Below are 11,917 nucleotides of genomic sequence, written 5' to 3'. Positions count from 1 at the left end.
TCTTTGCCTCGGTGTACTCTGTGTTCTCGGTGGTGAGATATCTTTTAAGAGTGGTTGGTTTTAGTACCCAAAGGGCACAATGATCCGCAGAGAAGGGCTTTTGTTATTTTGGGCTATGAACCAAAAAAAAAGCGCTGAAAAGCGCTTTTTTAACGGTTTGATATCAGCGATCAGCTGGGGCTACCAGTGCCGCCGCCAGCGCCGCCACCATTATTACCGAATGGCGGTGGTGTAACCGGGTTGCCGGTTTGTCCGGGCGCAATACCAAGGCCCTGGCCATTACCCTGACCGTTACCATTTCCTGGGCCCTGTCCGTTGCCGTTACCCGCAGCGGTCGCTGCCAGTACGTCGGTGGGGCTCACATTGGCCGCCAGTGCAGACTGGGTAACGACATCAGGTGAAATACCCGTATTATTCGCAGCTGAACCGATGGCAGCCAGTGCATCCGCATCGGCAGAATACACGCTCATCGCAGCGGTCAGAATGGCCTGTTGCTGTTCAGGAGACTCAGCGTTAGCCAGCATATCTTCGATAGCTGCAGAAATCTGCTCAGGTGTGGAAGCGTCCTGAGTAGCCTCCTGGATTTGACTAATGATCGTGTCATTAGAGTCAGCGAAGGCAGGGTACAACGGCAACAACATCCCTGCTACAACACCAATAATTAAACGGCGCATAGTAGCTTGCTCCTTGTTATGGCCATAACGACCGAAACTTTTAGTGATAAGAATAAATAGATTCTAACAACCACTGTCGCCAGATGTAAACAAAATTTGCGGTTGCACAATGAAAAAGAGTAAAATTATTACGACTTTTTTGTTGCGCTGCACAATCTTCTGGTGGTTAATATATCAGTAACGTAGCGGGTGTAAAAAGTTACGGCGCGATTATGGATTCACGGAGATATGAGTCGCGCTATACGGAATCGGTCAGGGGTTGCAGGCAGATGAATATCAGCGTCACGCAATATGGCACTGTCGCGCGTAAGCGACGGCTATTAAACAATCATGAGTCACTGGCATTCTGGGTGCAGCACTTTGCTGACCTGGTGATTGTCTGTGGTACGCTGTTCTTTTTTACCTTTCTCAAAGTAGGCGATGTGCCGGCTAACTATCGTTTGTTAGCAGTGGTGGCGTTGCTGTGTGTCTGGATCATCTACCGACGGCGTGGCGTCTATCGTCAGTCACTGGGCTTTTATAAAAGCGCACTGCGGCTGCTGACCGCCTGGTTTCACGTGTTACTGCTGTTGGCGCTGGTGGGTTTTGTCACAAAAAGCGGTGAAAGTTTCTCCCGCGAAGTGCTGATAGAGTGGGCCGTATCCGGCTATATCCTGCAACTGATCAGTATGAATCTGCTGAGCGCTCTCTATAAACGCTATAAAATCATGTTCTCCCGCGAACTGCCGGCACTGGTTATCGGCACCGGGGATATGGCAGTTAATCTGGTGAATAATCTCAACAGCAATCGCTGGCTGCCTGACCGGGTGATGGGCTTTATCCAATCCGATGATGATCCACTGCAGGACGATGAGGTGATCGATCTGCCCCTGCCGCTGTTAGGGGGGGCAGAAAATCTAAGGTTGCTGATTAAAGAGTTCAAAATACGGCGGGTCTATGTGGCACTGCCGGTGGCCGAATCCGATATTATTGAAGCACTGCATATCGATTTGCTGGATATGAATGTTGATGTTATCTGGGTGCCGGATATCTTCGGTCTTAGTCTGCTCAACCACTCCATCCGCGAAGTCGCGGGTATGCCTTTGATCTCCCTTAATGAAAGCCCGATGACCTCCCGCCGCAGCCACATCATGCTGAAAAGCGCTATGGATAAAGTGCTGGCCGCCATCGCACTGGTGGCATTCAGTCCGCTGATGTTAATTGTCGCCATCCTGATCAAACGGGAGTCCGAAGGACCTGTATTCTTTAAACAGGACCGTCACGGCTTCGATGGTGAAATAATCAAGGTATGGAAATTCCGCAGTATGCGCCTGCATGATGATAAAGAGGTGAAGCAGGCCACCAAAGGCGATTCCCGGGTTACGAAAATCGGCGCCTTTATCCGCCGCACCTCTATTGACGAACTACCGCAATTTATCAACGTACTCCAGGGCACCATGTCCCTGGTCGGCCCCCGGCCCCATGCTGTGGCCCATAACGATTATTACTCCGATAAAGTGAATGCCTATCTGGCGCGCCACCGGATTAAACCGGGCATTACCGGCCTGGCTCAGATCAGTGGTTATCGCGGGGAAACCGAAACCCTGGATAAGATGGAAAAGCGGGTGGAGTTTGATCTGGCATATATCAATAACTGGTCGTTGAGTCTGGATATTAAGATCTTGATTAAGACGCCGTTGAGTCTGATTTCTAAGGATATTTACTAGTTCCTGTGGTGCCTTTTATGGATTTTTTCGAATGAAAAATAAGCTCTTTTCTGTTGTTGATCAAGGGGTCTTTTCTGGAACAAACTTTGTTTTGTTATTTGTTTTATCTTTAGCTATGGATATAAAGAGTTATGGGGAATTCTCGATACTTTTATCTCTCATTGCGCTGTTTCAAACCATAATAAATTCACTTGTTATAGAACATCTTTTTGTCAATAGATCCTGTTTGAATTTATTTGATGCCTATAAGGAGATTATATTTCTGTGGATGCTTGCTAACGTTTTTTTTGTGTTTGTTATAGATTGGGATAGTGAGATTCTTAGTGATATTTTTTTTGTTGTTTTTGGGTGGGGTATTTCAGGTATTTGGCTTGCTCGACGATATTTTATGTCGAAAGGTTTAGGAAAGTACGCTCTGTTGGTTTCTGCTCTTTATTTGATTGTAATTGGGGCGCTTGTTCTTGCAGTATATTCCTTTGATATTCAGAGTTTTATTGTTCCAGTTTATTTCTGTGTAATTGCCATATTTTCAATATTAGTCTGTGTGTTTATGGTAAAAAATGAAAACAGTACGATTGAAAATAGTGATAGCTTTTTTGTGAGATTTAAACGTGATGGCTTTGTTTTTTTACTGTTGTCAATAGTAGGTTGGTATCCATTAAATTCTATATTTGTTTATTGGAGTTCTTATGGGAGTGTAGAAGACCTCGGAAGATTTAAGATATATTTAAACTTTATTTTGCCATTAATGACGCTGAATATTTTAATATTGCTAATGCTTATGAAGAAAGTTAGTACTACTGTTGACAATATAAGAGGTTGTATTCTCGAATTTTATTCTTATGGCTTTGTTATTAATATAGTATATATGGTTCTTGTTTGGCTTGCTTTAGATTGCTTTAAGTTGTTCAATGTTTTTTATGATAATGATGTGGATTTTTATTATTTATTAAAGCTTGCAGGAGTTGCTATATTTGCTTTTAGTTTGCAGTTTGTTCTATATAGTGTGAAGGCTGTCGGTGGTTTTTATAACTTCTGTTTAGTTATGTCATTTGGGTCTTTAATGTCGTATCTCGTTGATTTGTTTTTTTTATTACCTGGCTCTGAAGGCGTTTCTCCAGTAGATATTGCTATTTATAATTACTTGTTTCTTCTTGGGTGTTGTATGGTTTATGTTTTTGTTCTTCGAGTCGGATGTTGTAGATATTTTAAGTAAGAGTTATTTTTTTAATTTCTTTATATTTCAGGTGTTTTTTTTATGAAAATATTGCTGTCTGCTTTTGCTTGCGATCCTATTAATGGTTCGGAAGCATATGTTGGGTGGAATTGGCTTAAGATGTATTCTTTAAGCGGGAATGATATACATGTAATTACTAGGCGATATAATAAGGATATGATTGAGTCTGCAAACTATCCTGATAATGTGAAATTTCATTATTTTGATTTATATGGCTGCGAAAATAAGGGGCATTATTGGAAGGTTATTAAGCCTTATTATGTTGTGTGGCAGTTTTTTGTTTTGTTTTTTGCGTTTTTTTTACATGCTAAATATAAATACATTGTTGCTCATCATGTGACCTATAATAATATTGATGTTCCCGGTTTTTTGTGGCTTCTCCCTAAGGTTAAGTTTATTTGGGGGCCTGTAGGTGGCGGGCAGGTTCCTCCTTCTGAGTTAAAAGTTGTTTACTCAAAAAAATGGGTTAAGCAGGTTGCTAGAAAATGGATGAAGTTTTTTGCAGAATATAATCCAGTAGTCTTTTTCGCGTTAAAAAAATCTAGCTTGGTTATGTATGCTAATTATGAAACAAAGTCTCTATTGTCTAGTATTCAGCATGCATCATGTATGTGTTTGGAAACAGCAATAAATCCACGAGAAATGAGTAGGAGAGATTACTCCATAAAAGAGAAATTTGAAATATTATGGGTGGGGCGTATTGAGGAAAGAAAAGCCCTACTGATAATGCTTGATATTGTTAAAGATATTGGAAGTGCTATCCCGATCAGACTCACAATTGTAGGAGATGGTCCGTTAGAGAATGAAATGAAAGAGTATTCCTCACATATGATAGAGAATGGGACAGTTGTTTTTATGGGGAGAGTTCCTTTTCTCGATATGAAGGAGGTATTTGATCGAGCAGGAGTATTTGTTTTTACAAGTGTCCAGGATACGTCAGGAAATGTTTTATTAGAAGCGATGGAAGCATCATTGCCAGTAGTTGCAATGAACCATCAAGGTGCAGCTTTGATTTTAGATAGAACGTGCGCAGAGCTTGTAGATATTGGCTCTTATGATTCTGTAGTTAAGGGTTTCTCGTTTAGCTTAGTGAAACTATATGGTGATGATAAATTAAGGATGTCTATTGGTATGGAGGGTAATAGAAGATTACGTGAAAATTTTACATGGGAAGCGAAAAGAAAGCTTCTTTCAGTAGAATATTCTAAAGTTGATTTGGATGGAATTTTATAATGGTCACAGAGTTTCTGTGTCGGAAAAGTTCATTGAGTATATGTTTGGTTTTTGCTCTTGCTATATTTCCATATGACGCGCTTTCCTTATGGTACTCTTTGTCATTCCTTGTCATCGTTGCGGTGATTTCTATTCTCTTGAATTATAAGCTTGTTGATTTCGAATATAAGCTTTTTCTTTTGATGTTTTTTTGGTTTTCTTTTGTTTTGTTATGGTCGTATTTTATGGGCGATTATGATGAATATATTATGTCTCAATCGAATAACTATTTTCAGTTGTTTTTCTTTTATGTTGCTTTTTATTCTTTGCTGAAAAGAGTTGATTATTATCAGGTTTTTTCCTCTCCTGTTTTTTTGCTTTTGTGTGTATCTTCTGTTTTAGTTAATATTGCTTTCGGTCGGGGTGGGGATGGTGAATTTTCCCCGTATATGAATTTTAATACATTTCTTCTATTTACATCTTTTTTCTTTTTTTCTAATAAAGCTTCTTTCAGGTTGAGGGTTTGTATTTCAGTTGTTTGGTTTTTAATTGCTTTTTCTCTTTCAGATCGAGCTAGCTTTTTATTGATTGTATTTCTTATGATTTTAACCACATATATAACTTTTACAAGATTTCAAATGCTATGTGTGATTTTTTTTGTTATTTGTTTTCCTTTTTTTATTAACTATATGGATTTTTCATATTTAGAAAAATTATATATTATTGATCAAAATAGTGGAATAAGAGGTGATTTTATACGTGGTGCGTTTGATTATTTGGGAGATGATTTTTTTTGGGGTGTTGGTTTTGATGAACCTTATAGATCGATTGATTTTGATTATATTGGGCATCATGAATTTCTTTTGAAGTATGAAAATGTTATGAAGATTAGTAATCATAACTCAGTTGTTGATATGATGGTGAAAATGGGTTTTATATGGCTTTTATTGTTCTTTAGATTTTTTTATTACTCTAAAAGATATGTTGATTATAAACTGGTCCAATGTATGTTCTTTGTGAGCTTGGTTGGAATTTCATTTGATGCATGGTTCGAAAATCAGTATCAACTACCAATTTTAATTTTTGTATTAGCCTTGATAGGCGTAAATAAAGAGAATTTTGGAGGGTTTAATGGATTACCAAGCAATAGAACGAGTTAGGTTGAATTTGCGTGATCTGTATTTTAAAGGACGTAGTGCTTTTGGCGGATCCGGAGATTATGTTCTCTGTAATTCTTTTCCTAAAAGTGGGACACATTTGTTGTCTCAAATATTGACTGAATGCGCAAATGTGGAGTACTGGGATGACATTGTATCAGTTCAGTCCTTATCTGGTGTAATGAATACTAGATCGCATATTAAGAGTAAAGTTTTATCCTTTCCTAAAGGGTGCTTAGTTAAATCTCATCTTAGCTATGATTTGGAGTTGTCTAGTTTTTTAGATAGTGTCTGTTCGGCACAGTTTTTTATCTATAGAGACCCCAGAGATATTGTAGTTAGTCATGCAAATTGGGTTATCAATGAGCCTAGAATATTTTTACATAAATATTATAAAGAGTCTCTGTGTACCTTTGATAAATGTTTGGAGGCTTCTATTCAAGGTGTCAGTATTGGCGATTCTTTTGGAATGAATATTTCTAACCCAAGTTTAGGTGTTGACTTTTCTAGATGGCTTCCATGGTTGGAAAAAAGCAATGTTTATTCTATTCGTTTCGAGGATATTGTTGGGGAGCGAGGTGATGGTGACGAAAATAAAAGGCTTGACATTATAGCGGATATATTTAGGAATTTAAATTTAGATTTGCCAGATGATTATATTGAAAAATTTTCAAGTAATAATCTTGATCCTTCCAAATCTCATACTTATAGAAAAGGAAGAAAGGGAGGTTTAGGGGGGTGGAGTGAAGCGTTTACTCCAAAACATAAAGAGCTATTTAAGTCAGTTGCAGGTGATTTGTTGATAAAATTAGGCTATGAAACGGACTATAATTGGTAGCTCTTTTATGAATAACGTTTCTAGAATACTTAAAATGGATACTCATGTTCTGGGTATCGAAAATGCCATCGATAAGATTATAGACCCTGATCTAAATGGCTATAGTACATATGTTTGCGTATCGAATGTCCATATGTGTATGGAAGTATTTGACTCGACAGAGTTCCGTAAGGTAGTAAATTCAGCTGATCTGGTGATACCTGATGGCAGACCTATTTTTTGGGCTCAGAAGCTTTTAGGTGCCAAAGATGCTCAGCAGGTGCGCGGACAGGATATTATGATGGCTCTTTGCCAGAAAAGTGCTGAGTCTGAACTGAAGATTGGTTTGTATGGTGGTTCGTCAGATATGGTGCTTGAACAAGTCAAAGATCAATTGAACAGGACTTATCCAGGTATAAAACTTGTCTATTCTTATTCTCCGCCTTTCCGCGCGCTTAGCCCTGATGAGGATGCTGCCGTTGTAACTGAGATCAATAACGCCGGTGTTGATGTGCTTTTTGTGGGTATTGGCTGCCCTAAACAGGAGTATTGGATGGCGGAGCATAAAGATAGACTTCGCTGCGTAATGCTTGGTGTTGGCGCTGCCTATGATTTTATTGCTGGAAGTAAGAAGCATGCTCCAAGATGGATGCAGAAATTTGGGTTAGAATGGCTGTTTAGATTAGTCAGCGAACCGAAACGCCTCTGGAAGCGATACCTTAAGCAAAACCCCCGATTTATCTATTATTTTCTGCAGCAGTGGTTGCTCGGTAAAAAATTTAACTGATTAGAAAGGAAAAGTTGATGTCAAAGAAAGTTGCATTGATCACCGGCGTTACCGGCCAGGATGGCTCTTACCTTGCCGAGTTCCTGCTGGAAAAAGGCTATGAAGTACACGGAATTAAGCGCCGGGCTTCTTCATTTAATACCCAGCGTGTCGATCATCTCTATCAGGACCCTCATGAGGCGAATGTTAACTTTCATCTGCACTATGGCGATCTCACCGATACCTCAAACCTGACCCGTATCATCCAGCAGATTCAGCCGGATGAGGTGTATAACCTGGGCGCTCAATCCCATGTGGCGGTGTCGTTTGAATCACCGGAATATACCGCTGATGTGGATGCGATTGGTACTCTGCGCCTGCTGGAAGCGATCCGCTTTCTGGGGCTGGAGAAAAAGACCCGTTTCTATCAGGCATCCACCTCTGAGCTGTTTGGTGAGGTGCAGGAGATTCCGCAGAAGGAGACCACGCCATTCTACCCCCGCTCCCCTTATGCCTGTGCCAAGATGTATGCCTACTGGATCACCGTAAACTACCGTGAATCCTATGGGATGTATGCCTGTAACGGTATTCTGTTTAACCATGAGTCCCCTCGCCGGGGTGAAACCTTTGTTACCCGGAAGATTACCCGTGCTGTTGCCAATATCGCGCAGGGTGTTGAGAAATGTCTCTATCTGGGCAACATGGATGCACTGCGTGACTGGGGCCACGCTAAAGACTACGTGCGGATGCAGTGGATGATGCTGCAACAGGATCAGGCGGAAGACTTTGTGATCGCTACCGGCAAGCAGATCTCCGTACGTGAGTTTGTGCGCATGTCAGCTGCTGAAGTGGGCGTTACCCTTGAGTTTAAAGGGGAAGGCGTTGATGAGTATGCTGAAGTGGTTGCCGTTGAAGGTGACAACGCGCCTGCAGTCAAGGTGGGTGATGTGATTGTGCGGGTTGATCCTAAGTACTTCCGTCCTGCTGAAGTGGAAACCCTACTGGGTGATCCGTCCAAAGCAAAAGAGAAACTGGGCTGGACACCGGAAATTACCGTTGAAGAGATGTGTGCAGAGATGGTGCAGAACGACCTGACCAATGCCAAGCAACACGCCCTGCTGAAAAAGCACGGTTATGACGTCAGCGTTGCTCTGGAAGGTTGAGAGCCGAAGTCCGAGGTCCGATCGCTTCGCGTGTCCGAGGTCCGGAAGGGCAGAAGTCCGAGGTCTGAAAATGCGGACAAGCGAAGCGTTCGGACTTCTATTTTTAAGGATTTAAAAATATGACTAAAGTTTTTGTAGCGGGCCATAACGGTATGGTGGGGTCTGCTATCTGTCGCCAGTTGGCGGCTGATGATTCGGTTGAGGTGATAACCGCCAGTCGGCAGGCGCTGGATCTGCTGTCTCAGAGCGATGTTGCCCGCTTCTTTGATGAACATAAATTCGATCAGGTGTATCTGGCTGCGGCTAAAGTGGGCGGTATCTGGGCGAACAATGAATACCCGGCTGAGTTTATCTACCAGAATCTGACGATTCAGAATAACGTGATCCACTCCGCGTATCAGTCCGGTGTTAAGAAACTGTTGTTTTTGGGGTCGTCCTGCATCTACCCGAAGCTGGCTGAACAGCCGATGCAGGAAAGCGCTCTGCTGACCGGTGTGCTCGAACCCACCAATGAGCCTTATGCCATTGCCAAGATTGCCGGTATTAAGATGTGTGAATCTTATAATCGTCAGTATGGTGTGGATTACCGCAGTGTAATGCCCACTAACCTCTACGGTGAAAACGATAACTTCCACCCGGAAAACTCTCATGTCATCCCTGCACTGATGCGCCGTTTCCACGAAGCAAAACTGGCGGGTGATGCTGAAGTGGTTGTATGGGGTACTGGTAAACCGATGCGTGAGTTCTTGCATGTGGATGATATGGCCGCGGCGTCTGTATTCGTGATGAATGCCGATGTTGAGACTTATCAGGCCAACACCGAAACCATGCTGTCACACCTTAACGTCGGTACCGGCGAAGATTGCACCATCGCTGAGATGGCACTGACCATGGCTGAGGTTGTGGGTTTTGAGGGGGAGGTTGTGTTTGATTCAACCAAGCCGGATGGCACCCCCCGTAAGCTGATGGATGTCAGTAAACTCAATGCCCTGGGCTGGAAGCATTCAATCAGCCTGAAAGAGGGCCTGACGATGACCTATGAGTGGTTTTTACAGCATCAGGATGATTTTCGGGGGTAAGAGCCGAGGTCAGATGTCCGAGCGCTTCGCTTGTCCGTCGTCCGAAAAAGCGGACAAGCAGGCGAAGGCTGCGTTCGGACAAATGCAATGTTCGGGCTAGCGAAGCGATCTTCATTTTACAATCCGAATAAGGCGATGTTCGTATATGAGTAATAGCTACTTAACATCTGATAATTTTCGTTTAGTCGTCGATTCCACGCCGTTGATCTCGATTGATCTGGTTGTAAAAGATCCTGATGGCAGTGTTTTGCTGGGTAAAAGGCTGAATAAACCCGCTAAAGATTATTGGTTTGTGCCGGGTGGCCGGGTGTTGAAGAATGAAACCCTGGCGGATGCGTTTCTACGCCTGACTGAGGCAGAGCTTGGTATTAAAGTGCCGATTCAGAGCGCCCGATATCTGGGGCTGTATGAACATTTCTATGATGACAGCGCTTTGAGTGATGCGGTGTCGACACATTACGTTGTTAACGCATTTGTAATAGAATTGAGCGAGTCTGTGTCAGCGCTGCCTGTTGAACAGCACAGTGATTATCAATGGTTAAGCGAAACCGAACTATTAGGTGCTGATGATGTACATATTCATTCAAAGTGGTATTTCATGAACGAAAAAGGATATTCCGTATGATCCCTGTAATTATGGCCGGTGGTTCCGGTACCCGCCTGTGGCCTCTTTCCCGTACTCAGTATCCTAAGCAGTTTTTACAGCTGAACAGCAATCTTTCAATGTTGCAGGAGACGGTTAAGCGTCTGGGCGCGGTTGATCAGGTGAGCCTGATCTGCAATGAGGAGCATCGTTTTCTGGCCGCAGAGCAGATGCGGGTGATGAACCAGCCCTGTTCCGTTTTTCTCGAACCGGTTGGACGCAATACCGCTCCGGCGATTGCTCTGGCTGCTTTACAAGCCGAGTCTGAGGTCCGATCGCTGCGCTTGTCCGATGTCCGAAAGGACGACGAGCAACAAAGCCCTATATTACTAGTGTTGGCAGCCGATCATGTTATTGAAGACGAAGCAGCTTTTCGTGATGCTATAGCTAAAGCGCAGCCTCTGGCTCAGGAAGGGTGTCTGGTGACTTTTGGGATTGTGCCAACCCATCCTGAAACCGGTTATGGGTATATCAAAGCCGAGGTTAATCAGCCGATGCCAGCGGGCGGGGAAGGGCAGGATGCATTATCTGAGGCTTTCCCTGTATCAGCGTTTGTTGAGAAGCCTGATCTGGAGACTGCGGAATCTTATCTGGCTGAAGATGGCTATTACTGGAATAGCGGTATGTTTATGTTCCGGGCTGACCGTTATCTGGAAGAGCTGGGTAAATTCCGCCCTGATATTCTTGAAGCCTGTCAAAAGGCGATGGCTGATACATCTGCGGATATGGATTTTGTCCGGGTAAACAGTGCGGCCTTTGAAGCCTGTCCGGATGAGTCGGTGGATTATGCGGTGATGGAGAAGACCGACCGCGCTGTAGTACTACCGCTGGACGCTGGCTGGAGCGATGTCGGTAGCTGGGCGGCACTGTGGGAGATCAAGGCTAAAGATGGCCGGGGTAATGTGCTGGATGGGGATGTGATCGCCCACGACACCAGCGACTCTTTTGTTATGTCTTCAAACCGGCTGGTGACCATCCTGGGTGTGGATAACCTGATCGTTGTTGATACCCCCGATGCGCTGCTGGTGGCGGATAAAAACAAGATTCAGGATGTGAAGAAGATCGTTGCTGAGATTAAGGGGGCGGGTCGTAATGAAACCTTCCAGCACCGCGAAGTGTACCGCCCCTGGGGCAAGTATGATTCGATCGATCTGGGTGACCGCTATCAGGTGAAGCGCATTACGGTTAAGCCCGGTGCGCGTTTATCTGTGCAGAAACATCATCACCGCGCCGAACACTGGATTGTGGTGAGTGGAACTGCGAGGGTCACCAAAGGGGAGGAAACCTTCCTGGTGACTGAAAACCAGTCCACCTACATCCCGTTAGGTGAGATCCACTGCCTGGAAAACCCGGGCAAAGTCGAGCTTGAGCTGATCGAGATTCAGTCCGGTTCCTATCTGGGAGAGGATGATATCGTGCGCCTGGAAGATCAGTATGGGAGGGCTTAGTTGATTATTGAAACT

Annotated in this window: 11 protein-coding genes; 10 read left to right on the top strand and 1 reads right to left on the bottom strand. The window is 43.5% G+C overall.

The genetic code is table 11. The features are described from left to right. Window positions 1-170: 170 nt before the first annotated feature. The gene (locus tag BMY09_RS20395) at window positions 171-674 is read right to left on the bottom strand and encodes a hypothetical protein (protein ID WP_091361928.1); all 504 of its coding nucleotides are present in this window, start codon (window positions 672-674) and stop codon (window positions 171-173) included. A gap of 269 nt (window positions 675-943) precedes the next feature. Between BMY09_RS20395 and BMY09_RS20390 the strand changes: the two genes are divergently transcribed. The 10 genes from BMY09_RS20390 (at window position 944) to BMY09_RS20345 (ending at window position 11,902) form a co-directional block, all read left to right on the top strand. Next, window positions 944-2,380, top strand: coding sequence for an undecaprenyl-phosphate glucose phosphotransferase (locus BMY09_RS20390; protein WP_091361926.1), 1,437 nt, complete (start codon window positions 944-946; stop codon window positions 2,378-2,380). A gap of 31 nt (window positions 2,381-2,411) precedes the next feature. Further along, complete coding sequence (locus BMY09_RS20385; RefSeq protein ID WP_091361925.1) at window positions 2,412-3,596, top strand: hypothetical protein; 1,185 nt, start codon at window positions 2,412-2,414, stop codon at window positions 3,594-3,596. A gap of 42 nt (window positions 3,597-3,638) precedes the next feature. Beyond that, complete coding sequence (locus BMY09_RS20380; RefSeq protein WP_091361923.1) at window positions 3,639-4,850, top strand: glycosyltransferase family 4 protein; 1,212 nt, start codon at window positions 3,639-3,641, stop codon at window positions 4,848-4,850. Between the two features lie 224 nt (window positions 4,851-5,074). Next, a complete protein-coding gene (locus tag BMY09_RS20375; protein WP_175483612.1) occupies window positions 5,075-5,989 on the top strand; it encodes an O-antigen ligase family protein in 915 nt (304 codons plus the stop codon). Beyond that, entirely contained in the window at window positions 5,961-6,824 is an 864-nt protein-coding gene (locus BMY09_RS20370; protein WP_091361919.1) for a sulfotransferase domain-containing protein, read from the top strand. Before BMY09_RS20375 ends, BMY09_RS20370 begins: the two co-directional genes overlap by 29 nt. A 34-nt stretch (window positions 6,825-6,858) precedes the next feature. Continuing rightward, window positions 6,859-7,590, top strand: a complete 732-nt coding sequence (locus BMY09_RS20365) for a WecB/TagA/CpsF family glycosyltransferase (RefSeq protein ID WP_175483611.1) — start codon at window positions 6,859-6,861, stop codon at window positions 7,588-7,590. Window positions 7,591-7,607: 17 nt separating this feature from the next. Continuing rightward, window positions 7,608-8,732, top strand: coding sequence for a GDP-mannose 4,6-dehydratase (gmd, locus tag BMY09_RS20360; protein WP_091361915.1), 1,125 nt, complete (start codon window positions 7,608-7,610; stop codon window positions 8,730-8,732). 119 nt (window positions 8,733-8,851) lie between these two features. Then, a complete protein-coding gene (gene fcl, locus BMY09_RS20355; protein WP_091361913.1) occupies window positions 8,852-9,811 on the top strand; it encodes a GDP-L-fucose synthase in 960 nt (319 codons plus the stop codon). A 145-nt stretch (window positions 9,812-9,956) separates the two neighbouring features. Beyond that, the gene (locus BMY09_RS20350; RefSeq protein WP_091361911.1) at window positions 9,957-10,436 is read left to right on the top strand and encodes a GDP-mannose mannosyl hydrolase; all 480 of its coding nucleotides are present in this window, start codon (window positions 9,957-9,959) and stop codon (window positions 10,434-10,436) included. Then, entirely contained in the window at window positions 10,433-11,902 is a 1,470-nt protein-coding gene (locus BMY09_RS20345; RefSeq protein ID WP_091361909.1) for a mannose-1-phosphate guanylyltransferase/mannose-6-phosphate isomerase, read from the top strand. The genes BMY09_RS20350 and BMY09_RS20345 overlap by 4 nt, the downstream gene beginning before the upstream one ends. Window positions 11,903-11,917 lie beyond the last annotated feature (15 nt).

The sequence above is a fragment of the Amphritea atlantica genome, from assembly GCF_900111095.1.
In the GTDB taxonomy this organism is placed as follows: domain Bacteria; phylum Pseudomonadota; class Gammaproteobacteria; order Pseudomonadales; family Balneatricaceae; genus Amphritea; species Amphritea atlantica.
This window is presented reverse-complemented; position numbering and strand designations above follow the sequence as displayed.

Excerpts from the sequence above, each read along its gene's own strand:
- BMY09_RS20395 (WP_091361928.1), bottom strand. The coding sequence starts at position 674 with ATGCGCCGTTTAATTATTGGTGTTGTAGCAGGGATGTTGTTGCCGTTG.
- BMY09_RS20390 (WP_091361926.1), top strand. The coding sequence starts at position 944 with ATGAATATCAGCGTCACGCAATATGGCACTGTCGCGCGTAAGCGACGG.
- BMY09_RS20385 (WP_091361925.1), top strand. The coding sequence starts at position 2,412 with ATGAAAAATAAGCTCTTTTCTGTTGTTGATCAAGGGGTCTTTTCTGGA.
- BMY09_RS20380 (WP_091361923.1), top strand. The coding sequence starts at position 3,639 with ATGAAAATATTGCTGTCTGCTTTTGCTTGCGATCCTATTAATGGTTCG.
- BMY09_RS20375 (WP_175483612.1), top strand. The coding sequence starts at position 5,075 with ATGGGCGATTATGATGAATATATTATGTCTCAATCGAATAACTATTTT.
- BMY09_RS20370 (WP_091361919.1), top strand. The coding sequence starts at position 5,961 with ATGGATTACCAAGCAATAGAACGAGTTAGGTTGAATTTGCGTGATCTG.
- BMY09_RS20365 (WP_175483611.1), top strand. The coding sequence starts at position 6,859 with ATGGATACTCATGTTCTGGGTATCGAAAATGCCATCGATAAGATTATA.
- gmd (WP_091361915.1), top strand. The coding sequence starts at position 7,608 with ATGTCAAAGAAAGTTGCATTGATCACCGGCGTTACCGGCCAGGATGGC.
- fcl (WP_091361913.1), top strand. The coding sequence starts at position 8,852 with ATGACTAAAGTTTTTGTAGCGGGCCATAACGGTATGGTGGGGTCTGCT.
- BMY09_RS20350 (WP_091361911.1), top strand. The coding sequence starts at position 9,957 with ATGAGTAATAGCTACTTAACATCTGATAATTTTCGTTTAGTCGTCGAT.
- BMY09_RS20345 (WP_091361909.1), top strand. The coding sequence starts at position 10,433 with ATGATCCCTGTAATTATGGCCGGTGGTTCCGGTACCCGCCTGTGGCCT.